The sequence below is a fragment of the Adlercreutzia sp. ZJ304 genome, from assembly GCF_011039075.1.
Lineage (GTDB): Bacteria > Actinomycetota > Coriobacteriia > Coriobacteriales > Eggerthellaceae > Adlercreutzia_A.
This window is the reverse complement of the sequence record NZ_JAAKEG010000008.1, coordinates 72531-97772: the sequence shown is the minus strand read 5'-3', so window position 1 is coordinate 97772 and position 25242 is coordinate 72531. Positions and strand designations below refer to the sequence as shown.

Genomic DNA, 25242 nt, shown 5'->3' with positions numbered 1-25242 from the left:
AAGAGAAAGCTAGGGCTGAATATACGCTTAAGAATACTCACTAATAACAATTGAGAGAAACATCTATGATAACAATCCTTATACATGGACCCTAGACGTTTATACCCATACCGCACTTCGTCCTCTATAGGTGCGTGAACCATCTCTGTTTTTAAGTACCCCATAACTTGGGGCTTTGATAATGTGCGCTTAAAAGCTACCAAAATCCTTTGATTTCTCTGTTGGTACCTTACAATTTCTATAAGTTACCAGTTCAGGATATGTATTTGAGTGATTTACCAACACAGTTTTGTTGAATGCCCAAATAAGCTTGCTATAATTTTGTCATTTTTGTTTAGCTGTTTGCTTGATTTTATGCTTCCAGTCTTGATAATACGATTCAAGAAGAAGTTTCCAATAGCACAGCCTGCCTCTTATGTCACCAGATGAAGAAACTTTATTATCTAATTGAATGGCTCTAAATTCATGAGCAAGTTGAACACAAGATGTAGATGACAAACCCGTACGATCAAATATGGCTATAGGAAAATCTAGATATTCAAATGATCTGCTATCTAAATACACCGAAAGAAAAAACTCATAGTCGGCAGCAATCCTGTAATTACAGTTGTAACCACCTGCTTTTAAAAGATCAGAACGGATAAAAGAAGCTTGATGGCAAAATGGCATTCTTGTTTTTATATTTTTAAGAGGCTCAGCCTTTCGCACATCAACACAACGCGTCGCATCCTTGCTTGCTATTCCAATGTCGCCGTAAACTATTTCTGATGAAGTTGTCTTTAGAACTGCGCATACACGACTCAAGGTATTCGAATTCCAAAGACAGTCACCTGCATTCAAAAAATACAACCATTTCCCTCGAGTCAAATTGATGCCTTTGTTCATCGCATCATATATTCCATTATCTTTTTCGCTAATAAGTTCTGCTGTTATGCCCTTTTGTGATAGTGAAGCAGATATCTCTTTGAGTTTTATTACTGTATCGTCGATGGACTTTCCATCAACAAAAATACACTCAAAATTATCGAAATCCTGACAGCAAATCGATTCGCCGGTCAGGCGCAAAGCACTAGAGGCGTTTAGTGTAACAACAACAATGGACAAGAGTGGCATGCTGCTAATCATTGAAATAAAAAGTGCGAGGAATTATCTCACCACTATTTAACATTAACAGGTAGAAATCATAAGTCGTAATTATACAGAGAAACAGGACCTCAACTATTTTCTACACGTTTTAAGATTTACCTAAATACTCAACGTGGGGAAAATAATCAAGACGAGAATCACCCTTCATATCAGCTCAAAATCGAATGACACCGAATAGATCTTAAAATGTATATATAGCAACAAGTTGACCACTACCTCCACCTCTATGTTGACTAGACCCCATGCAAACCTCTATAGCCGATTGTATATATGAATACTTCTAGACGAGAAACCAGGTAATACAAAAAAGAAAACCCCTGCATACAAAAATATAGCCAAAAGTATTCCTCGCGTTAAAGGAGCCGGCGAATACAAATACCATCTCATGCAAGTCGAAAAAACACAGAGTGATAAGAAGCTATACATAATAGAACTTGAGCGAAACAAAAAACCAATTGCATCAAAACTCACTGAAACCACTAAGCCACTAGTAATAATCCCTATTAGACCAAAATAAAAGAATCCATAGAACGGAAGAAAGCCCCCTCCCATTCCAGTGGTTGAACTCGCTGCGTAGACAGCTAAACGCGAGTCCGGAACAATGGATCCACCTAAAAAAATACTGGCCAACCATTGTTGAACCAAGTAAAAGTGTTCATTATTCGAAATATGTTCGAGCACATCGATATAGCAAAGACTTTGATGATATGCATATGCAGCCGTATCCCAAACAAAAAACTTGTTTGCAAGCGTCACGAGAATTTGAGGAATATCAGATATTGATGCATGGGGAAACACCCTATAAGCACCAAATATCATAAAGATGATAAAACCACCCATAAGAAAAGATAACATTTGAACAAAGGTTATCTTCTTGGAAAAATAAATCGCAAAAAAAAGTAGTATGATAGCAAGAATAGCTGCTCTATTTCCACCTAACAGAGCCTGAGATACGTAAAGCGCAGCTAGCATTATAATTATGATTCTGCACAATCTATTTTTACCACCAAAGTATATTGCAAGAAGAAAAAGTAGGTAGGCATATTCATATATCTCATTATTCCACGCCCTAGAACCGACACGCGTAAACCCCGATGAACAAGTAATCCAAATTATAAGAAGCATTATTACTGTTATAAGTAAAAAGAGACTCGGACTACGCGGTTTAGGAAACCTACTAAAAAAGCTTCCTTCTACTGCCACTAGATGTTTTGGGAAGAAAAGGAGAATAGAACTAACAAAAACAAGTAGCACCAATGTTCCAATATGGGCAATATGAGTACCAGCATATTCTGTTTCAAAGCCAGAAAACGATGGGTGATAGTTTGCAACAATTGCCGAATAGTTCGCAAAACATATCATCACACTTAATAAGAGTGTCAAAGCATTCTTTCTTGATAGAATAACAATTATTAGCGATGCGATTACTACTGCAACAGCACTTACATAGATTGAAATAGAATTAAAACCTATATAAAACTGAATAATACCAAGGAGAAGCAGAAATGCAGCGAATATCCTTATGATAACCATCGCAACAGAGGACAGTTTTTTTGGACCTTTTGCTATTTCCGCGCATTCCGGGTAAGTCTTAAAACATGTGGTATTTAGCAAGGTTTTCACTGTCTCTTGTCTATCCATGTGTTTTCCGCCTGTTTTTGTATGGTGTAGCGTTTTGTACCCTTCCCAGAGTCGCTGAGCCTTACAGTTGAGCGTATGGGACAGGCTTTAGTATTAATAGAGTAGAGGGACAGATATCCTTGCCCTCCCGTGTTTTCAATCGGGATCTTAAGAGAGAGTAGAGCTCTCTTAAGATCCCTATGGCAGTCCGCACCCTCAGAAAGCAGAACAAACATGAGAATCACGGACAAAACCACCGTAGAATCCAAGCCGAGTGCGTTAGAGCAAAGGGCGCTAGAACGTCTGATATTAGGACAAGTAGGACCGATAAGTGTAGATACAGTAAGGCTCCTTGGTGTTAGATATCTATTGCAAGGCGCACTAACATACCTGAGACACGCTCGGTAGTAAAAACGATAAACAAACGTATGCCCTATATTCTGAACGCTTGGGAATATAGGCGTACAAATGCCGTGGCAAAAAGTCTTAACAGATAGATCAAAGACATCATATGTGCATGTCGGGGCTTTATGAGTTTTGCAACTCTTAGACATCGCTGTCTTTTGGTACTTGGACACAAACGAGAACCCAACAAGCCCATCCCGCTGTTTACAAGAAGCAACAAGAGAAAAGAGGATGAGAGTCACTAAGTAAGGATATCGAGATGGACTCTTAAGCGCCTCCATATAAGTATCGACATATTCAGTTTTAGCTGTACTAGTCATTTTTTAAAAGCTGCTCTTAAAGAGGGCTTGAGTTTTTATACCCTTATTTTGTCCTCAATCGTAGAATCGAGGTTAGATTTTCTTTGTTTTACCTGTTCAGATATCAAGTTTGGTGAATTATCCCACATGTTTTAAGACTTACCCATAAGGAGATAAACTAGCAAACCTAGGATCTCCCTCTCAATACATTCAGCAAACGGAGAAGAAAACTGTATGTGTCCCGTCCAAGACGCATCACCTTTATATTGTCAACCCTTTTTGTCCCCAAAAACTCCTTATACCGACTCATATCAATACTCATCAGCTCTCGATAATATGGTTCGATGCGTTCCTTGTTGCAACCTCGAGCATCGATACTGCTAGTCGCATAGTACCTTATCAAATTGATATACTCATCTATATACAGACACATAAGACGACATGTATCATCCTCACTCAAAATGCCGACCTTACCGTGGATATATCGGAGACATTCATCCTTCAAAGCATCGGCTGCGCGAAAGTGATCGTCGGAGATGTCCTCATGCGTTGCAGAATAGGGATTTACAGTGTAATGATAGCCTTTCCAGTTCCGGAAACTCGCCCTAGAGGCCTTTTCGAACGCACGGAATCCGAATACTTTGTCTTCAGCAATAGTAAGATGAACAGGAAAACGTATACCCTCTATAACACTCCTTGAGTAAAGCTTGGAACAAACTGCTGCATTAAAGTGCAATTGCGTAGTGAAGTCAAGAAGGGGACTGCTGTCTAATATGGCAACCTCTCCCTTGTCCTCATCATGCAACTCCCCTCTATCAAACGCAACACCTGAAATGTCCGTATTGTATGTAATCGCATCCGAGACAAGTGTTTCAAGGTAACAAGGGTTACACCAATCGTCACCATCAACAAAGGTAACATAATCTCCTCGCATCTTTTCCAATCCATGGTTCCTCGCAAAGGACACACCCTGCATTGTTTCTGATTCTATCTTTATGCGAGAATCACTACCTCCATATTGTTTGCATATACTCATTGTTTTATCGGTTGAATTGTTATCAATGACAATGAGTTCGAATGAGCAATAAGTCTGTTTAAGGAGAGAATCAATGCATCGAGCTATGCTTTTTTCATTGTTGTAAACTGGAATAATAACCGATACAAGAGGGGAGCTAGAAAAACCAGAACTAAATTCCGACATGATGGGAACTACCCCTCTCCTTGATGATAGCCAGCGCCCCATCATAGCCAGTCGCCGTCTTTGAGGATGGATTCGTCAGCGTCTCCTTGCATCCTCCTACGTCATAGGTTACAACCGGCGTACCACATGCTTCTGCTTCGAGGTTTACAGTCGGGTAATTCTCTTCTTTCGTTGGATTAAAAAACAAGTCGGCAGTAGCATATATCTCAGCAAGACGCTCTTTTGATTCCGTTCGCTTCAAACCGATAATCCGCCGAGGAATACTTCTTATCTGTTTTTTATTTAGCCCCACTACGACAATGGAAAAACTATCATCAAGATCTCGAGACAAACAAATGAAATCCTCTAATCCTTTTCGCTCGGTCCAAGGCGATGCTACGCCAAGTACCATGAATCGATCTCCTATACCGTAACGTTTCCTGAAATCGCTCGAAATCGGTCTAAACACTCCTGTATCAACCGTATTGCGATGTATCTCTATCTGATACTCCCCCAAAAAACTTTGTTTTACAATGCTCTGAAGCCAAACCGACGGCGCAATAAGCGTCATGCGATTGGAGGGAATACTTGTAAACAATCGCTTTTTATCAGCAAAGTTCTGTACACATGAACTTTTACACAGCGTCTTGGGATAAACATCGAGCTGCGGGCACTTCTCTAAGTAACCGCAATGTTCTATCCATTGCGAACACTTCACATATGTGAAGTAACCACAATGACCAGTAAATGGCCAGCAATCATGAAGTGTCCATTTCACCTGACAATGATGCGACGCAAGCCATGCAAATAACATTTCTATGTTGATATAGTAGCCATGAATGTTATGAAGATGCACAACATCAGGGTCGATGACGGTAAGTCTTTCGAGAAACGCGCGCGTCGCTCGCTTCGACGCAAATCCCATTCTCCCCGTCAGTCGCACATAAATGCCATGCGCATACGTGTCTGCCATGCTGCCAATCTTCATCTCTTGAGATCCCTGCGGCTCACGTCCACGAGCCCACGCGACATACGAGTCTTCCCCAGCCTGTATCAGCTCTTCATGTTTTTGCATCATAACAGTGCCGGTAGAACCATTAGAAAAAGTGTTTATCTGAACATACTTCACTGCACGATCTCATTGAATAACATTTTGTACTTTCCCACGGCCAATTCACATGTCAAATAGGTGTCAAGATAAGAGCGTCCTCCCCGATGCGCCTCGACAAACTTCTGTCTTTCGTCAATCACGCGATGAAGAACCGATCTGAATTCATCATAATTACCTGTATGCACACAGATACCACAACCTGATTCCTCGACCAAGCACCATACCTCAGATCCTTCTTCCAAAACAGCTAGCATGGGAACGTCTGTAGCCATAACTCCATACGCCTTACTTGGACACGAAACACCTTTAATACCCTTAGCATTAGTGACAAGATGCACATCAGCAGCGTTAAGACTGTATACAAGTTCTTCTTTAGACTGATAGGGAATGAATAAGACATTGCGTAGTCTATTCTTTTCCACATATACTTCAAGCAGCGCCTTCATCACACCATTGCCAACGAAGGCAAAAACCACATCCTCCTCGTCCTTGAACTCACCCATAACCAACACGAGGCTTTCTAAGTCGTAATACAGACCAATATTCCCCGAATACATAATGACAAACTTGCCATCAAGACCATATTGCTTCCTGAAAGCTAAAACTTGTGGATGATCTTTTGAAAGCGGAACTATTGTCTTATCATCTGTCCAGTTATTAATGACCTCACAGTGAGGAGCATCTTTACCAACAAAACGTTGCTTTAATGTCTCTGCTAAATCACGGCCCGGCACGATAACGCATGAACTTTTTCTGCAAGATCGCTTGTCAAGCATCATCATGATCTTATGTATAAGAGAGCCACCTGCATATCCAACAACCATTGTCTGTTCTGGGTTAAAGTCCTGAATACTATAGATTAAAGGTGCTTGCACTTTTTTAGCACCATACACCCCAAGCATTCCACCCAAAATAGGCGGCTGAGAATACGTAAAAACAAGATCAAAGTCTCCGCCAAGTTGCCGCGTAGCTTGTCTGGCTCCTCTCCAGAAATCCAAGATATTCAAAATGCGGCTTTTCTTGTCTGTCTTTGAGAAAGAACGAACTGGCACTCGAATGATTCTTACACCACCATGCTCTTCGTCATAGAAGCGCTTCTCGCGATATTTAGGAGAAACCTCTCCCGTATAACAAGGAACTGCACATATCACAGTAATGTCAAAATCATCGGATAAGGCTTCAAAAAGCTCAGTATAAATTTGAGCGACAGAAGCAATTTCCGGATAATAATAGATTGAATACGCTAAAATGCGCTTACGCATCTTCTAGCGCTCACTCCTCATTGGATTCTCTAGAAAATCCTTATATGCAAGATGAATTCCATCCTCGAGTTCTGTTGAATAATGCCAGCCAAGAGAATCAAGCTTTGATATATCAAGAAGTTTTCGAGGCGTGCCATTAGAGCGCGTTTTGTCCCACTCAATCTTTCCCTCAAAACCCACAATACTGGCTACTAATTCAGCAAGTTCTTTTATAGTAAGCTCTTTGCCAGTTCCAACATTTACAGTTTCATTGCCAACATAGGTATTCATTAGGAATACGCACGCATCTGCCAGATCATCCACATACAAAAACTCACGAAGCGGACTTCCATCCCCCCAACAAGTAACAGACTTTGCACCTGCTTCTTTTGCTTCATGAAAACGCCTAATCAAAGCAGGAAGAACATGAGAGTGCTCTGAGTGGTAATTATCATTTGGTCCATAAAGATTTGTTGGCATTACCGATATGAAATTGGTTCCATATTGCCTATTTAGATACTCGCAGTATTTAAGTCCACTTATCTTAGCTAGGGCATAAGCTTCATTAGTTGGCTCTAGCGAGCCCGTAAGAAGGCAATCTTCCCGCATCGGTTGAGAGGCAAGCCTTGGATAGATACAACTACTTCCCAAAAAGAGTAATTTTTTGCAATTGCTCTCCCAAGCTGCATGAATTACATTCATCTCAAGCATCATGTTTTCATACATAAAATCAGCAAGAGCAGACGAGTTAGCGACGATTCCGCCTACTTTTGCGGCAGCAAGAAATACGTAATCTGGCTTTTCTTCTTCGAAAAATCGCTCAACTTGGCTCTGTCTCAATAAATCAAGTTCAGAATGTGAACGTGTAATTATATTGGTATACCCTTTAGCTTCAAGGTTTCTAACAATGGCACTTCCCACCATGCCACGGTGTCCTGCTACGTAAATCTTGGAATCTTTTTTCATAGACATCTATCTCACCACACCTTTTTCAAGGTATTCAGCAAGGTTTTTACGTACTCGCTCGCTTTCGCGCTCAACAGCTACTTTTGCCATATCGTGGTCAATCATTAATTCCACCAACTTCTCAAAGGAAGTAGATGTTGGATCCCATCCAAGTTGTTCTTTAGCTTTCGTTGGATCCCCAAGCAAATTCACCACATCGGTAGGACGATAGAAATCTGGGCTTACTTCTACAAGCACTTTGCCTGTCGCTTTATCAATACCGCACTCGTTAACTCCTGTACCTTCCCATTTAAGTTCTATACCGACACGAGAAAAAGCTAATGTGGCAAACTCTCTTACTGAGTGCTGCTCACCTGTTGCTATTACATAATCATCAGGTGTGTCTTGTTGCAAAATAAGCCACATGCACTCAACATAGTCACGTGCATATCCCCAGTCGCGCAAAGAATCAAGGTTCCCAAGATAGAGTTTGTTTTGTTTTCCTTGCGCTATGCGCGCTGCAGCAAGTGTTATTTTTCGCGTTACAAACGTCTCGCCGCGCCGCTCAGATTCATGATTGAAAAGGATTCCATTTGAAGCATGCATGCCATATGCTTCACGGTACTCCTTTACAATCCAAAAGCCATATTGTTTCGCTACAGCATATGGACTATATGGATGAAATGGAGTTGTCTCCGATTGAGGAACTTCTTCTACTTTGCCATAAAGCTCAGATGTGGATGCTTGGTATATTCTGCAAGTCTCAACTTGTCCTGTAAGGCGTACAGCTTCTAGAATACGCAGAACGCCTACCGCATCAGCATCTGCAGAATACTCAGGCACATCAAAAGATACTTGAACGTGTGACTGAGCAGCTAGGTTATATATTTCATCAGGTCTTACTTCACCAATTATCCCTATTAAACTCATCGAGTCATTAAGATCTCCATAGCGAAGATGAAAACCCTCTGTGCCTTCTAGGTGCGCTATTCGCTCTCGAAAATCTACAGATGAGCGACGTATCATGCCATATACGTCATAGCCTTTTTCAAGCAGAAACTCTGCAAGATAACTGCCATCTTGTCCTGTTACACCTGTTATTAAAGCTTTTTTCATATATTGATTCCTATTGATTGTTATCCCAATAATTCCCAAAACGCTCTATGTCACGCTCTTCTAGCTTGTCGCCAAGCTGTACTTCTATTAGGTGAAGCTCAGTTGTGGCTTTCAGTGCATGAAGAGAGCCTTGTAAGATGTTTGCAACGTATCCGGGAAATACTTTTTCTACTTTGCCATCTAGGACAAAAAGACCCTCACCTGACACTATTGTCCAAACCTCAGATCTATGGGTATGCTTTTGATAAGAGAGTTGACAGTCTGGTTTAAGTATTAATTCTTTAGTTAGAGACTTTCTACCATCTAGGTATACGCTGTAGTCAATTACCCTATATTCTCCCCAGCGTCTCTTTTCATACATTGGACGTGTTTCAGCTGCTTTTGAAATAAGGTCTTTTAGATTGCTGCTTTGCTCTTTGCTGCATACGAGAATGCCATCGTGTGTGGCTACTACAACAGAGTCTTGTATGCCAGATACTACAAGAGGCATACCTGTTTCATTTACTACATGAGTATTTGTGCAGGTTTTATCATCTATAACTACACGTCCTGATATACTCTCTTGCATCTCTTCAGTTAGCGTATTCCATGTACCTAGGTCTTTCCATGTACCCTTATAAGGAATAACAGCAACAGATTTAGCTTTTTCTACTACTTCATAGTCAAAGCTAATCTTTGGAAGTTGGTTGTAGTTGTTATATACATCTTCATAGCTTTTAGAATCTATGTATTTAGATAGGATATCTGTGATGTAGCCTAGCTTAAAAGCAAACACTCCACAGTTCCAAAGAGCACCTTTTGATATAAGTTCTTGAGCGTCCTCTTCACTTGGCTTTTCTACAAAGCAAGAAACAGGATATATGTCTTCTTTTGTATCTTTTGGAACGATGTATCCATATTTAGCCGATGGATAAGTTGGTTTAACACCAAGTAGTACTAGCTGATATGTTTTGTCTTGTACAAAGCTATCCAGAGTAGATATTTTGTTGTAGTAGGTCCGATCTGCAAATGTATCTATAGGCATTACTATTACAGTATCTTCTCTACATACATTTTGTTTGTATAGAAGATGAGCACAGCTAAGCATAATTGCAGGAGCTGTGTCTCGTCTTTCTGGTTCTAGGACTAATGAATAGTCTCCTTTGATTTGTTGTTCAATAGAGAGTGCTTGAGAGACAGCTGTAGCTATTGTTATATCTAGGTCTGCATTCACTTTTTCAATTTGTGAAAATACACGTTGAACCATAGAGATATGGTTATTATTTTCATCTCGCAATACTTTTAAGAACTGCTTAGAGCGAGTTTCATTAGACAGCGGCCAAAGACGAGTACCAGAACCACCAGAGAGCAAGATTAGATGGATCAAGCTATCTACCTTTCTTTCCAGTTCCAAACATAGAACTAAAGGTGCTCACAGCTATTCGCATATCTAGACCTACAGAGGCGTTGTCAATGTAGTAAAGCTCAAGTGTTTGGCGCTCTCCGGTATCAAAGCTTGAATCATTTCTGCTTTGTGTTTGCCACCAGCCAGTAATACCCGGGCGCATACTTAGTAGTTTGTCTGCATCGTGTTTGAAATGTATTAGTTCATCTTCTGTAATGGGACGCGGACCCACTACGCTCATCTGTCCTACTAACACATTTATAAATTGAGGAATCTCATCTATTGAGGTTTTCCTAATAAGACTACCTAGCTTTGTAATGCGAGGATCATCTTCTACTTTTCTCTCTCGCATCCACTCTATAAGTTGTTCTTCATTTAGGTATTTCTCCACGTTATCTGAGTCGTATACCATGCTTCTAAACTTATATATCTTGAAAGGCTTTTTATCTTTGCCCATACGAATTTGTGAATATATTGGGCTTGCTTTTGTATCTTTTGCTATAAAGATTGAAAGTATTAGCGCTGGTATAAACCCAACTACTATTACTGCACTACTAAACACAATATCGAATGTGCGCTTTATGAAGCGGTATGGTAGGGGTTGGGTGCGAACGTTGGTGTCGACATCGGCACCAACACCAGCATCGGCACCCACGCGCACCTGCGGCGCTACTGTCTTGTTTTCGGTTGTAATTGGTGTTTCCAGCGCCACTACCGCTTGCATCCTATGAATGCGCCTTCTTGCCCACTAACTTCAAGCCCATCTCAACATCCATTGCCGAGCCAAACATATCTATATGCAAACGCGCCCGCTTTTTCCTGTGGCTAACTTTATCAATCCAGTTTTCGCGCCCCACAAGCGGACCTGATGTAACAGTAACGCTGCCGTTTTCAATATGACCTTCCGACATATCAAACACGCGCCCGTGCCCTTCGGGTGCCGCATTTTCATCTATCCAAGCCGCATCTTCACTGCGCAGCGGCAAAAATTCTGCCTTACGCCCAGCAAATCTGCGCAAGGCAGATGTCTTCTTCATTTCGTTAAGCAACCCATCTGGGCTGTCATTCAGCTTTACAAGGCACACAGGCGCTAATTCACGGCGCTCAGCCACACTGCTTGCACCGCGCCCATCCACAACCCGACACTCTGGAACAAAGCACTCCACCGCTACCCCACTCTTAGCAGCAGCGGCTCTTACAAGCGCCAATACATCGTATGCAAAACCGGGCTTCGTTACCATTGCATACCAGCTGCTCTTCTGTTGCTCTAGGTTTTCGCTCATAAACACGGGCTAAACAACGCCCGCACACCACACTTACGTAGTTTTCCGGAATACCTCTAGCCCCACGCTAGCTATTATGGTGCGACCAAACATGGTGGTTTCTATATACGCCCTGCGCTTATGGCGATCAATCTTACGAATGCGCCCCTCAGAGCCCATCAGTGGTCCGCGGGTTACGCGCACCTCGTCGCCTTCAATGTAGCCCTCGCTCATGCGCACGCAATGCGAATCGTCCATGAACGATAAGAACCAATCGCGCTCTTTGTCAGAAAGCGGACTTACTGCGTCGCCACCGTTGCCTAGAAGTTTCGTCATGGCGGGCACGCGCCCTAGCCACTCAGAAAGCCTGTCTGCATCGTTTGTTACCAAGAACAAATAGCCGCTAAACAGAAGGCGCTTTACTTTCTGCCATTTGCCCCCAACTTTCCACATGGTTTCATATTCTGGAACAAAGCAGCTATGCATTACATCGGCAGGGACAATTTGAGAACACTTATCGCGCGTAGCAATCTCGGCTCCTGCCTGAACTTGCGCGACGTACCACATGTCTGTTCTGTGCTTCTGTACTGCTTTTGCCATTGAAGGCATTTCATATTCAAGCGGAACAATCGGTAAATAAGAGTACAAGAGGACACCGGCACACGCCGGTTAAGCACAACTACACGCTAAGGCGCAGCAGAAGCTATTCATCCTCTTATAGACAAGTACAGCGCGCTTTAGCGACGATTGCCCCATCTCAAGATATGTAGCGCAGATTTTTCAGAATGTTGTATATAGTCCGTTGTTGTTTATACAACATTCAAGTTACGCTTTTCCCATGCACAACTACTTACAAACACAGGTGGGAATACGCGTTAAAAACCTGCGCGCCGCTGAAGAGATAAGCCAAGAACGCTTCGCGAACAAAATAGGTATGGATCGCACCTACCTTGCATCGATCGAAGCGGGAAGACGCAACGTAACTTTGCGTAACCTTGCAAAGATTGCGGATGGTTTTAATCTTACTCTTGCGGAATTCTTCGAAGAAATATCTTCAAAGAACGCAAGAGTATAGAAACCCTATCTTCTATTTTTCTAGTCTACCCTCAAGCGACTGTTAAATTATATCAATTTGTTGCATATATACAACATGAATGCCATTAGCGGCTTACAAGCGCGTACTGGAAAATGGCAAAAGCGCCCTGTTAAGCTATATAGCTGGGTAATAGAAATGATAGAATCGACCGATGCAATACGCGACGGATGGAGAACTATGCGGCTTACCCCTGCTGAAATAAATGAAACGCTAGCCATGGTTAGCAAACAGCACCTTGATATACGTACCATTACGCTAAGTCTGAACCTGCGCGGCTGCGTAGATACCGACATAAACCGCCTTGCCAACAAGGTATACGAGCGCATGGTGCGCGCCGCTGAAAACTTGGTACCTACTGCCAACCAGCTAGAACGCGAATTTGGCATACCCATTGTTAATAAACGCATTTCTGTAACTCCTATTGCAGAAATATGTACCGCCACAGAAGCGCACGACCTGTCGCCCGTTGCGCACGCAATGGACCGCGCAGCATCGGAAGTTGGCGTAGACTTCGTTGGCGGATTTAGCGCATTGGTTCAAAAAGGCGCTTCCCGCGGCGACGAAAAGTTGATGGACTCTATACCTGCCGCACTAGCCGACACGCAGCGCGTATGCGCGTCGGTAAACATAGGAAGCACGCGCGCGGGTCTGAATATGGATGCCATATGGCACATGGCAGGCGTAATTATAGACACCGCGAAAGCCACCGCCCAAAACGAATGCATAGGCGCAGGCAAGCTGGTGGTGTTCTGCAATGCTGTGGAGGACAATCCATTTATGGCAGGTGCATTCCATGGGTCTGGCGAAGCCGACGAAGTTATAAACGTAGGTGTAAGCGGTCCGGGCGTTGTGCGCGCCGTATTGTCTGACATGCCAGAAAATGCCGGCATAACCGACATAGCCGAAGCTATAAAAGCTACTGCATTCAAAATAACCCGCGCGGGCGAATTGATGGCACGTGAAGCTGCCCGCAGGTTGGGATATTCCAAAGGCATACTAGATTTATCGCTTGCCCCAACACCTGCCGAAGGTGATTCGGTGGCAGAAATACTTGAAGCAATAGGTGTAGGCACGTGCGGGGGCCCCGGCACCACAGCAGCACTTGCCATGCTTAATGATGCTGTTAAAAAAGGTGGCGTTATGGCGTCGTCTTCCGTGGGCGGCTTGTCCGGCGCTTTTATACCGGTGTCGGAAGATGCAGGCATGATACGCGCCGCCGAATGCGGAGCGCTTAGCCTAGAAAAACTAGAAGCTATGACATGCGTATGCTCGGTTGGGTTAGACATGATAGCCGTACCCGGCGACACTAGCCGCGAAACGATTTTCGGAATAATTGCCGACGAGGCAGCCATCGGCATGATTAACAACAAAACGACAGCGGTACGCATCATACCCGCAATAGGCAAGAAAGTTGGCGACAGGCTAGACTTCGGCGGTCTTTTGGGCTATGCACCGGTTATGCCAGTAAACCAACATGCCGGCACTGTATTTGCTCACCGTGGCGGTCGTATGCCGGCTCCGCTAAATTCACTGAAAAATTAAGGTGTGGCTGCATCGTTAAGTTCAAAGGTGCCGCAAACCGCAAAGCTAGGTTCAAAACGCAAAAAAGACCCGCCAAGCAGGCGGGTCTTCTAATAGTTCCCAGCTACCAGCGCAATTTAGAACAGAGCAACAACAGCACCATTGTAGGTGTTTTCAATATATTGCTTCACGGTATCGCTCTGCAGCGCCTTTACAAGTGCTTGTATCTTTTCGGAATTCTCGGTGCCTTCCTTAACAGCTACAACATTAACGTAAGCCTTTGCAGCCTCGCCTGCATCAGATTCGGTAGCAACGGCTTCGCTTACGTTTAGACCAGCCTCAAGCGCATAATTGCCGTTAATGGCAGCCATATCAACGTCGCCCAGAACGCGAGGAAGCTGTGCAGCTTCAACCTCTTGAATCTTCAGATTCTTAGGATTCTCGGCAATGTCAACCACAGTAGCAGCAAGACCAGCGTCGTCCTTCAACTTAATAAGACCCTCTTGCTCAAGCAGCATCAAAGCGCGCGCTTCATTTGTAGTGTCGTTCGGAACGGCAATGGTGGCACCATCAGCCAAAGCATCTATGCTAGCGGTTTTACCAGCATAAAGACCAAATGGCTCAAAGTGAATGCCCGCAGCATTTACCAAATGCGTACCATTTTCAGCATTAAAATCGTTCATGTAGGTAATATGCTGGAAATAGTTTGCGTCCAGCTCGCCGCTTTCAAGCGCAGTATTGGGCAAAACGTAGTCGTTATATTCGACCACACTTAGCGTATAACCCTCTTCCGCCAGCTGATCAGCCACAGCATTTAATATTTGCGCGTGCGGCGTGGCACTAGCACCCACAGTAATAGTGGTATCTGCAGTAGTAGCACCACTACTGCTAGATGCGCTACTAGAGCCATTCGATGACGAACACCCTGCAAGACCGAACGCAGCAAGTGCACCAGCTACAGCCACTACCCCCAGTTTCTTTGCGATAGATAATTTCATTTTCTCTCCTTCTGATTTTTAACGTAGCCTTTTGTCTACTTTGTTTACCAGCTTCAATCCACCTTCTTGGAATATCTGAACGATAACAACCAGCAACGCCACAGTAATTAGCATGACATCAGATTGATACCGGTAATACCCATAATTAATAGCTATTGCGCCAAGACCGCCGCCTCCAACGAAACCCGCCATTGCCGAATAGCCCAAAATAGTTGCAAGCGAAATAGTGGCTCCTACCAAAAGCGAAGGCTTTGCCTCTGGCAGAAACACTTTCCAAATCATCTGCCATGCAGACGAGCCCATAGCCCGTGCTGCCTCTATCACCCCACCATCGATTTCTTTCAGCGAAGACTCCACCATACGCGCTACATATGGCGCAGCAGCCACAACCAAAGGAACAATTGTGGCGGTAGAGCCAATTGTTGTGCCCACAACAAAGCGCGTGAACGGCAATATAGCTACAAGCAAAATAAGGAATGGAATAGAGCGCAACACGTTTACAATAATGCCTACCACTAAATTCACTGCACGGTTTCGCCGAATTCCGCCTTCGCCCGTAATGTAGAGAATAACCCCAAGCGGTATTCCAATTATGTAGCTAATAACGGTAGACACAATTGTCATATAAAGTGTTTCCCACACGCCATTAGCGATAAGCGCTACTAGTTCGGGTGACATTAGAGCACCACCCCTTCGGTCTTAGTGTTTTCCTGTGAATCGTCGCTTTCTTCATACAGAATGCCCCTAGAATCTAGGTAGTCGCGAATGCGAGCGCGTGCATCTGCATCTTCGGGCAGCTGAATAAGCATTTGCCCGAATGCTTTGCCGCCAATATTTTCGGTGTTGGCAGACAAAATATTCACCATGACATTACACTTCACGGTCATATCCGATATAACCGGCGCGCCCGATTCTTCGCCGGTAAACGCTAGGCGAAGCGAATTGGGTGTGTTGTCTATAGTAAGTGCATTTTGCGAAGGCTCTATTAGGCGCTTTGCCGTATCCGATTTAGGGCGAAGGAATACATCGTGTACCGCGCCCTGCTCTACTATGCATCCGTCGCTCATAACAGACACGCGGTCGCAAATCTGCTCAACCACTTTCATTTCGTGAGTTATAACCACAATGGTTACGCCTAGTTGTTCGTTTAGCTTCTTCAACAACTCTAAAATGGAGCGCGTGGTTATTGGGTCAAGAGCGCTGGTTGCCTCGTCGCAAAGTATTATGCGCGGATTCGATGCTAAAGCGCGCGCTATGGCAACGCGCTGCTTTTGCCCGCCGGAAAGCTGTACCGGATACGCCTTAGCTTTGTCGGCTAAATCTACCATTTCAAGCAATTCGGCAGCACGCTTAGCGGCTTTATCTTTCGCGACACCCGCAATTTCTAGCGGATAGCGAATGTTTGCCTCAACCGTGCGCTGCGAAAGCAGATTGAATTGCTGAAAAATCATGCCAATCTTGCGGCGCGCCTCGCGAAGCTCTTTGCGTCCAAGCGTACATAGGTCGGTTCCATCTATAATAACTTGACCGCTTGTTGGACGCTCTAGCAAATTAATGCAGCGTACAAGTGTAGATTTGCCAGCACCCGAAAAGCCAATTATTCCAAAGATGCTTCCGTCTTCTATGCGCAAGTTTATGTTGCGCACGGCGTTCACTTCGCCCGCAGCAGTCTTGTAAGTTTTATTCAGATCTTTTAGTTCAATCAAAGTGTGTCCTTTATTAATTTTCTTTGCATGGTGAAAGATTCTAAGACATGCCAAGGTGTTCTCAAAATACCCGAATCGGATAGACAGCTATCGGTTTTCGCGATACCGGGTGCAAAGTAGGGCGCGATGCCTGTGCAAGTTCGGGTGCAAAGTAGGGCACAAGGTTGGGGCAACGCTTGCGCAAGGTAAGGCGCAATTGCTTGTGCGAATAGCTAGCGCACCTTCCACACGGCGCAAACCAGTACGCACAAAGATAGCGCAGCGGAAAACGCAAACGCAAAATCGTAAGCTAGCGCTGTTGCGCCAATAGACGATATTACCAGCATCATTAACGCGGTTCCAAGCGACGCGCACGCTTGGCGCACAGTGGTGAAAAACGCACTACCGTCAACCATGTTCTGCGGCTCTAATTGGCGCATGCCCCACGAATTCAGCGGTCCTATAAGCGAGCTAACCCCTATGCCGCGTATGGTTTGCATACATGTAAGCAGCCAAAGCGGGGTCGTATCATTCACAAACGCCATACTAATAGCACCAATACACAAGAGCACCGCACCGCCTATGACCACTTGCCTAGCACCTATGCGGTCAGACAATATGCCCGCCAACGGGTTAAACACTACAGCCAAAATGGTGGCAGGAATAAAAACGATGCCGGCATCAAGCGCCGTCCCGCCGCCAACATTCATTACAAACAACGGCACTATAAGCGTTATGCCCATAAACGATGCAAACAGGCAGTTTTGCGCGAAAAAACTTGCGCGATAGCTGGCAGAGCGGAAAATTCGCATGTTGATAAGCGGATGCTCTATGCGATTCTGCCTAACAATAAAAGCTACAAGGAATACGATACCCAACAGACCTGCCACCAAAACGTTTGGGTCTAGTAAAGGCATGCTGGCGGCATTGGTGAAAGCCAAAAGCAGCCCGCCGAAGCCGAGGGTAGATTCCACAAATGAAATAATGTCCAAATGCGCATCGTGTGCAGGTACATCTTCGCGTGCAATAAATATAAGAGCGGCTATAAACAGCACCACCAATATAACCAGCAATATAATAAAGAAACTACGCCAACCCAGAGTGTCTACCAAAGCGCCGCCAATTAGCGGACCAATATTTGGCGCAAAACCCATTGCTATGCCGGCAATTCCCATAGCTGTGCCCGTGCGCTGTTTTGGGAAGCGCGTCATGGCAATGGTCATTACAAGGGGAAGCGTAATGCCAGTAGCTACAGCTTGCGGAATGCGCCCCAAAAACAGCAATGCAAAATTTGGTGCCAGCCAATCAATTACTGCGCCCGCAGCGAATAGACCGATGGAAAGCAGCATAAGTTGACGAATGCTTAATCGACGCGAAAGATGCGTCACCAATGGCACGGTAATGCCAATTACCAGCATAAATATAGTTGTTAGCCACTGTCCTACATAATCGTCGGTGCCGAAATCGGCTTGAATGCCGCCCAACATAGAATTCATAACAGTCTGCGTTAGCGACCCCAGCGCGCAAGCCAGTACAACTATAGCGAATGTGGGATAAACGCCCTTCCCAGATTCTGCCTGCATTCGCACTCCTTTTCCCTCTAGAGCTATCTAGGTTAAGTTTAGCTCACATTGCGGGAAATGAAATACTAGTCCACTTGATAGTATTTATCTATTAATTCAACAAGTTCTGCTAAGGCATCTGTCGCGGCCGCAACAACCTCTTCTATATCTTGCGCAGATATATCATCTATATGAAAGCCACCAGTACAAACAACCACATGCCCTGTTTGTTTGCACAGCGTCTCAGAAACCGCACGACACACCACATCATCTTTATGTCCTACCACATTAATTGTGGAAGACGTGGCACTAGACGACCTATCGCCAGTCAGAGAGGGGCGCGGAATAGACACTACACTACATCCGATATGCGGCACACCCCCAGAAAGAACAACACATATATCCTCTCCAAGCATGTGCGCTTTCAATTCCAGTACAGTACTTAAAACTTCGCGCCTTACCACAATGAATTCTTTAGCATATCCGCCCACTGCACACCCCTCTAAAAGGAAAACTAATTCTCGCGCTGAGCCACTATTACCTGTTTCTGACGAAATACTTTCTTGGCTAGTTCTTCAACATCACCATACTCTAAACACTGAGCCTGACAATGCTGCACGCAAGATGGATGCTTACCACCACTAACGCGGTCTTCGCAAAGATCGCACCAATCGGTCAGCTGCGGTAGAAAATCATACTGCCACTTTCCGGGATTTATCTCAATCGGGCCAAGTTTATGAATGTAAATACCATACTGGTTATCTTCATAAGCATGCTCCTGCTGACAAGCCAAGACGCATGCTTGGCAACCATAACAGTAATCTACATCTATCAAAAGTCCTTTATACGACATATCCTATCCTCACTTCTCCGCCTTGTAGACCTTGCAAATCATGGTCTTAAACGATGCACCAAATCCCGAATCGCCACACTTGACGGGAACGAGGTTGTTCACATTCGACTCGTAGCAGCCATAACATCCCTTACCAGTATCCTCTGGATTACGCTCGGGGAACCACCAACCATGTTCGGCTTGAACAACCCGCGGATCGTACGTGTCGTTCAAGGAAAGCGTGAATTCGCAACGTGCCAAAGGATTTTCCACATATACGCGATCGCCTTCTTCAAGACCAAGTTCGGCCGCCGTCTTTGAATGCATATAAATAAGTGGTTTTGGATGCAAACGACGCAACTTGCCTATCTGGCGTTGTTCGGAATGGAAAAATACAGGCTGACGCTTACCAGTTGTTAGAACCAACGGATACTCATCTATCAAATCTGGATTGGCATACGGGCTCTGATACGGCTCTACATAACTAGGCAGCGGATCTAGTCCTATCTGCCCAAAAACAGGGCAATAGATCTCGGCACGACCTGTAGAAGTATTGAAACCTAACTGACCATCTTCACGCAGTAAACCCTTTGCATATTTACGATACTCAAACTTCGGAAACTTCCATGTAGACTCCACTAAGTCGTCATAGGTAAACCCACCTTGCGCCAAAAGAGCATCGTTCATCTCATGCAAGTCTTTCCACGGCCATGCTTCTGGGTTAAAACGTTTGCCCATATCCATAATTATTTGGTTGTCCGATTTAGAATCACCAACCGGATCAATCGCTTGAACAATGCCACCAATATAGTATGGATCAAGACCACCAAACCCGATGCGTTCAGCATACGTAGCAGCGGGCAAAAACACATCAGCAATAGCCATTGCTGTAGGCGTCATAAACAAATCCACTACAACATTAAAGTCTGTCTTTTCGACAACTATCTCGGTATACTTGCGCGGTTCAGCACTCATACCGCCGGCAACAAAATTAGATGTTTCAAGCCAAAGCCCCTTAATAGGATAAGGTTCATCCGTAATCATAGCCTCCATAGACACATCGGGGCTGCAGTTTAAGAAACCAGTTTGGAAGAGAGGGTATTTCTGCACACCTAAGCGCTTCGCTTTTTGTTCTTCAGGAAGCACATCGTCGTAGCCCCAACCACCGGTCCAGTTGCTCTCCTCAATACCCCAACAACTTTGCCCTATAACGTTACCACCCGGTACATCCAAATTACCCGTAATAGTCCAAAGCGCCGTTATAGCATGAGATGCCTGCTGACCACCGGTAGAGTGATCTATTGCCACACCCCATTGAATAGTAGCCGGCTTAGAAGTGGCATAATCGCGAGCCAACGCGACTATGTCCTCGCGGCTTACCCAAGCTTTCTCGCAAAGATAGTCTAAGTCGTACTCTTTCAGACGCTCAATCAGCGCGTCCAGCCCGTATACCCATAAATCGCAAAATTCCTGATCGTAGAGCTTTTCGTCACATATAACCTTTAGAAGCGCCATAGCCACAGCACCATCGGTACCGGGACGCAAGCGAATCCAATGGTCAGCACGAGCGGCCAACCAAGTAAGCTGCGGATCGATAACCGCAATGCGCATCCCCAGTTTCATTAAGTCAGTCACCCAAGAACCAAAAAAACCATCTGGGTTAGACCACAAAGGCTCGTTGCCCCATACAATCATTAGCTTCGGAACAACATATTCCGGATCGTCGTAACGAAGCGGCAAAAACTGTGAACAGTCGGAAACGGTAGCGCCGCCCAACATAACCGCCATTGAAGCAATACGGGGCAGATAGCACGACTGACCACTAAAGAATGGCGTGCCCTCATTCGGAGAGCCGTAGGAATATGCCAGTCTAAAAAGTTGATGAATGTCGCGACCTGTGCCCTGACAGAAAATAACCGATTCAGGACCATAGGTTTCCGCAATCTTATTCATTTCTTTTTCGCAGATATCGTAAGCTTCATCCCAAGATATCTCTACCCACTCATCCTTACCACGCTTAGAGCGGTCGCGCTTCATAGGGTGCGTAACACGATCAGGACTGTAAACATAGTCAGGCATTGCAAGACATCTAGAACACAAGCGACCTCGATTGTAGGGATGCTCGGGATCGCCTTCAACTTTACAAAGCTTCCCATCTTTTACATACATCAGAATGCCGCAGTTGTTATGGCACCCCGGTGGTGTTCGAGCACAGCCACGTATAACGGTGTACTCGCCATCTTGCCATTTCCATGGATGCGGATCCGACATAACAGCAGGCGCTGCACTAGAGCGCGCAGCCGCAGCACTACCCGTACCACCTTTCAGTTCGAACCCGTTCGCCTGTTCCTCAGACATTCCTACTTCCTCCTTCTCAATATTTCCCGTCAGCCTTTCTATAAAAAGCTAAAACGTGCGCACCTACGCACGTCGAAGCGGAAAATCTCCTAAGTTCAAGCTTTTATCTAGCCTAAATTGCTTTGACTGCCCAAGATAATTGGATACGCTTACCTCTAATTGATAATTTCCGGGCTCTAAGCCCTTGAACCAAAAGTCGCCAAAACCGTCGGTCAGTTCGCTGCGATCTACCCCTTCGCCTACAAGATGCACACAAGCACCTTCGATAATTTCGTCATCAAAGGGATCCCATACCTCACCAGCAACGAACAGCTTGGGCATATTCATACAGTAAACACGACCGCCACCAGCGTCTACCGCTACAGCTTTTCCGCTGGATATCTCATCGGAAAAGTCTGACTCATCCCCAAAGCGCAGCGCACCGGTAGCGCACAAATCGACACAATGCGGCACTTGCCCCGCGTCAATCAAGTGCGCACATCCAGTACATTTCTGGGGAAGCGCCAATTCATCGTTCCAGAAAATGCGCCCATGTGGGCAAGACTCTACAATGTCTCGACGACCTTTCGCCTTCTCAGGATCTATGATAACAAGCCCATCGTCGCGTCTATATACACAATCGGGTGCAGCTTTTATACATGCTGCATCGTCGCAGTGGTTACACATACAGGCACGATATTCCAAACGCACCTTAGGCGCCTGACCATGTTCAATTTCTTGAACCTGCATCCAAAAATGACCCGTATCCGGCTGTGGCGCCGCATACGGCATCCAGTCGTTGCCGCAATGTTCATCTTTGCATGCTACTTGGCAATTATGGCAACCATTGCAACGTGCCGCATCGAATAAAAATACCTTCATCTAGTCCTCCCAAACCATGCCACTTTGAAGCCAGTTCTCAAGCTTCACGCCCTCAACATCGAATTCGCGAGAGAAAGCATCGGGATATTTATTGCGAAGATCATCTATGTCTGCCTTCTCAACTCCCACCAAAAAACCACTCGTGGCCTCACCGCAACAATTCTTCGATGTAGTGGCTGTAGGACAAATCAAATTATTCGCACCGCCCCTGTCAGACACACCATTTTCTATAGGGTCTAAGCGCGACCCATGATCTTGCGATATGCATCCTTGTCTTATGCGCTCGGTAACGCGCACACCACCAAGCACCCAACCGCGCTCGTTATAGATACGCAGTACGTCTCCGGTTTTTACCCCTAGCACCTCGGCATCTTTTGGATTAACCCACACAGGCTCATAGCCATAACCGTCTTCACCGGTCATCTTCGCAATTTCGCGAAGCCAAGTTATATCGTCAAGCTGCGCATGTACGCGCCAGCGCGGATGATTAGACACCATCAAAAATGGATACTTTTCAGCACGCTTACCACGTCTGCTCTCTTGGTGTGACGGACCTTCCTCTATGTAGTGCGGATAAGGCATACGTTCTTTATCGTCAGGGAAATATTCCGCCAAATGTGGCGAATACACTTCCAATTTGCCAGACGGAGTAGCCAGTGGAAAATTCTCCGGGTCATCGTAAAACAGCCTGAATCCGGGAGGTTCCTCTTTCCAATCTTTCAAAAACGGTGCCAACACATATTCCTGCTCTAGGAACTTATCGTATTTAATATAGTTGCCCGCACCGGCCCCGTTAAACGTAGCCTCTATACAGCCCGCAACATCTCTACCGCCCGTATATTCCTCTAGCACACCAAGCTTGTCGGCTATAAGGCACACAGCTTCCCAGTCGCTTACTGATTCCCCATATGGTTCAATACATTGCTCTTCCACATAAAGCGCATTCGGACCACCCCAGTCAGCATCGTGATCGACATCGCGTTCCTCGAATTTCGTATTAGTTGGCAAAATTAAGTCGGCAAATAAGCAATCGTTTTCAAACCACGGATGTTGCACCAGCACAAATTCCAAACTTTCGCTAGTTATTGCTTTCAAAAAAGAATTGCCGCCATTCCAGCATGTAGACCAGCATGGGCTGTCTGTCCATATCATATGTAAATACGGATCGCCCTCATTTTTAGGGAATGTAAATTTGTCGAACTGCGTAGAAGTTGGGGTACCAGCCACTGGTACGGCATACCAGCTAAACGGCTCCGTTGCCAATATACCCTCAGGAATAAGAGTTTTCGGAATGAATGGGATTTCACCAAACTTATGACCTTCGGCACCATTATATCCAGCAAACGGAACAAGCGAACTTTCCGATTTCGGCACAACAATAGATTCTGGAACACCGAACAAGCCCCACTCAATAAACTTGAAATAGTTACGCCCCGGAGCCCCCAAACCCTGCATAGCAAGCAGACACACTTCCATGCGCGCCGGTTCGTGTGAATAGGGTCCACGAATGTAGCTTCCACCGTTGCAATGCATAATGCTAGTAATCTTTTTATGCCACTGTCTAGCGAGAGCCTTTATTGTACGAACAGGAACGCCGCATATTTCCGATGCCCATTCAGGGGTTTTCGGCACACCGCTTTCGCCACCCATAACTTCATATTCCAGCCAGTCGAAACCTATGGTGTGCGTGTCAATATATTCTCTATCGTATAGACCCTCGGAAAGCCATACGTAGGCTATTGCGAATTGAAGAGCCAAGTCGGTATTGGGATAAATCGGAATCCACTTATCCGCATGCACTGCTGCCGCATAATTCAAATCGGGACAAATATAAACCTGCTTTATGCCCAAATCAGAAAACCAATAAGACATCTGGCTGGCAACTTGACCACCCCAACCCCAAGGCGTAGTCTCTTGATCGCAACCCCACCCAAGCAAAAGCTCAGTATTTAGCGATATGTCATAGAACGTGTTACCTTGCCGCCCTTGACCAATTGGATCTTCACTCCATACATGCTTGGCACCCCAGTACCAACCCTCCCAGCTATCAGCTTGCCTAGCCTGAACAGTGCAACCACCAAGGATTTCCAGAAGTTTAGTCTGGCAACCATGAGGACCATGAACAATCTTTGTTTCGCCATGACCATCTTGCTGCGCAAGAATAGAACCAGCGCCGTATAAATCGTATTGACGGCGAATTTCTTTTGCAATTATGTCTATTGCTTCATCCCAACTAATACGCACAAATTTGCTCTTGCCGCGATTTTGCGCGTTGCGCTTACCATCAGGATCCCAATCAACACGCTTCATTGGATAAGGCACACGATTTTTCGACACTGCACGTTTTTTATATGCCACGGAAAACGGAGGCAGCGCAGAACGCGATCGAGCATCAAAGGTTTTACCCCTCGCCTCAAAACTCCACATGTTCACGTCTTCCGGGGAATAGTCCTGCAGAAAATCCATTGGACGAGTACGCAGTATCTTCCCATCTTTTACATCCACAAGCGCAGTATTAGAGCCAACACCATTGCTACAGAAGCCGAGTCCTTTGATATGGGTTTCGTCTGCTCCTACTCCTTTTTTCTTCATTCTTCTCCTTTTCTCAGCGAATGCCCTA

22 protein-coding genes are annotated in these 25242 nt (G+C 45.1%); 2 read left to right on the top strand and 20 right to left on the bottom strand.

All coding sequences use genetic code 11. From position 1 onward, the window contains the following. Positions 1-324 precede the first annotated feature (324 nt). From G7Y46_RS06105 to loaP, 11 genes are all read right to left on the bottom strand, one after another. Entirely contained in the window at positions 325-1113 is a 789-nt protein-coding gene (locus tag G7Y46_RS06105; RefSeq protein WP_165253261.1) for a glycosyltransferase family 2 protein, read from the bottom strand. Between the two features lie 285 nt (positions 1114-1398). Further along, the gene (locus G7Y46_RS06100; protein WP_165253260.1) at positions 1399-2787 is read right to left on the bottom strand and encodes a hypothetical protein; all 1389 of its coding nucleotides are present in this window, start codon (positions 2785-2787) and stop codon (positions 1399-1401) included. A gap of 870 nt (positions 2788-3657) precedes the next feature. Then, positions 3658-4671 carry a glycosyltransferase family A protein gene (locus G7Y46_RS06090; protein ID WP_165253258.1) on the bottom strand — a complete coding sequence of 338 codons (1014 nt, stop codon included), beginning with the start codon at positions 4669-4671 and terminating at the stop codon, positions 3658-3660. Then, a complete protein-coding gene (locus G7Y46_RS06085; protein WP_165253256.1) occupies positions 4658-5779 on the bottom strand; it encodes a glycosyltransferase in 1122 nt (373 codons plus the stop codon). Before G7Y46_RS06085 ends, G7Y46_RS06090 begins: the two co-directional genes overlap by 14 nt. Further along, the gene (locus G7Y46_RS06080) at positions 5776-7023 is read right to left on the bottom strand and encodes a glycosyltransferase family 4 protein (protein ID WP_165253254.1); all 1248 of its coding nucleotides are present in this window, start codon (positions 7021-7023) and stop codon (positions 5776-5778) included. Before G7Y46_RS06080 ends, G7Y46_RS06085 begins: the two co-directional genes overlap by 4 nt. Positions 7024-7026: 3 nt before the next feature. After that, positions 7027-7974 (bottom strand): GDP-L-fucose synthase, encoded by a 948-nt coding sequence (locus G7Y46_RS06075; protein WP_277424168.1) that lies wholly within the window; start codon positions 7972-7974, stop codon positions 7027-7029. After that, entirely contained in the window at positions 7975-9063 is a 1089-nt protein-coding gene (gene gmd / locus G7Y46_RS06070; protein WP_165253252.1) for a GDP-mannose 4,6-dehydratase, read from the bottom strand. A 10-nt stretch (positions 9064-9073) separates the two neighbouring features. Beyond that, positions 9074-10429, bottom strand: coding sequence for a sugar phosphate nucleotidyltransferase (locus G7Y46_RS06065; protein WP_165253250.1), 1356 nt, complete (start codon positions 10427-10429; stop codon positions 9074-9076). Position 10430: 1 nt separating this feature from the next. Next, positions 10431-11171 (bottom strand): sugar transferase, encoded by a 741-nt coding sequence (locus G7Y46_RS06060; RefSeq protein WP_165253248.1) that lies wholly within the window; start codon positions 11169-11171, stop codon positions 10431-10433. A 1-nt stretch (position 11172) separates the two neighbouring features. Further along, positions 11173-11730, bottom strand: coding sequence for a hypothetical protein (locus G7Y46_RS06055; RefSeq protein ID WP_165253246.1), 558 nt, complete (start codon positions 11728-11730; stop codon positions 11173-11175). Between the two features lie 33 nt (positions 11731-11763). After that, the gene (loaP, locus tag G7Y46_RS06050; protein WP_241157074.1) at positions 11764-12309 is read right to left on the bottom strand and encodes an antiterminator LoaP; all 546 of its coding nucleotides are present in this window, start codon (positions 12307-12309) and stop codon (positions 11764-11766) included. A gap of 238 nt (positions 12310-12547) precedes the next feature. Between loaP and G7Y46_RS06045 the strand changes: the two genes are divergently transcribed. Continuing rightward, positions 12548-12784, top strand: coding sequence for a helix-turn-helix transcriptional regulator (locus G7Y46_RS06045; protein ID WP_165253244.1), 237 nt, complete (start codon positions 12548-12550; stop codon positions 12782-12784). Positions 12785-12982: 198 nt separating this feature from the next. After that, positions 12983-14347, top strand: a complete 1365-nt coding sequence (locus G7Y46_RS06040; RefSeq protein WP_165253276.1) for a PFL family protein — start codon at positions 12983-12985, stop codon at positions 14345-14347. 116 nt (positions 14348-14463) lie between these two features. Here G7Y46_RS06040 and G7Y46_RS06035 read toward each other — a convergent pair whose 3' ends face one another. The 9 genes from G7Y46_RS06035 to G7Y46_RS05995 form a co-directional block, all read right to left on the bottom strand. Further along, positions 14464-15324 (bottom strand): MetQ/NlpA family ABC transporter substrate-binding protein, encoded by an 861-nt coding sequence (locus tag G7Y46_RS06035; protein WP_165253242.1) that lies wholly within the window; start codon positions 15322-15324, stop codon positions 14464-14466. Between the two features lie 18 nt (positions 15325-15342). Next, on the bottom strand, positions 15343-16002 hold the full coding sequence (locus G7Y46_RS06030; RefSeq protein ID WP_165062255.1) for a methionine ABC transporter permease: 660 nt from the start codon (positions 16000-16002) through the stop codon (positions 15343-15345). Continuing rightward, on the bottom strand, positions 16002-17030 hold the full coding sequence (locus G7Y46_RS06025; RefSeq protein ID WP_165062257.1) for an ATP-binding cassette domain-containing protein: 1029 nt from the start codon (positions 17028-17030) through the stop codon (positions 16002-16004). The genes G7Y46_RS06030 and G7Y46_RS06025 overlap by 1 nt, the downstream gene beginning before the upstream one ends. Before the next feature lie 212 nt (positions 17031-17242). Then, positions 17243-18592: a DHA2 family efflux MFS transporter permease subunit gene (locus tag G7Y46_RS06020; protein ID WP_165253240.1), complete on the bottom strand. Its 1350-nt coding sequence runs from the start codon at positions 18590-18592 to the stop codon at positions 17243-17245. A 65-nt stretch (positions 18593-18657) separates the two neighbouring features. Further along, positions 18658-19062: a hypothetical protein gene (locus tag G7Y46_RS06015; RefSeq protein WP_206214180.1), complete on the bottom strand. Its 405-nt coding sequence runs from the start codon at positions 19060-19062 to the stop codon at positions 18658-18660. Between the two features lie 23 nt (positions 19063-19085). After that, on the bottom strand, positions 19086-19424 hold the full coding sequence (locus G7Y46_RS06010; protein ID WP_165253238.1) for an oxidoreductase: 339 nt from the start codon (positions 19422-19424) through the stop codon (positions 19086-19088). Positions 19425-19433: 9 nt separating this feature from the next. After that, positions 19434-21761, bottom strand: coding sequence for a molybdopterin-dependent oxidoreductase (locus G7Y46_RS06005; RefSeq protein ID WP_206214179.1), 2328 nt, complete (start codon positions 21759-21761; stop codon positions 19434-19436). A gap of 63 nt (positions 21762-21824) precedes the next feature. Continuing rightward, positions 21825-22622: a 4Fe-4S dicluster domain-containing protein gene (locus G7Y46_RS06000; protein WP_165253237.1), complete on the bottom strand. Its 798-nt coding sequence runs from the start codon at positions 22620-22622 to the stop codon at positions 21825-21827. After that, entirely contained in the window at positions 22623-25214 is a 2592-nt protein-coding gene (locus tag G7Y46_RS05995) for a molybdopterin-dependent oxidoreductase (protein ID WP_165253235.1), read from the bottom strand. Between the last annotated feature and the right edge of the window lie 28 nt (positions 25215-25242).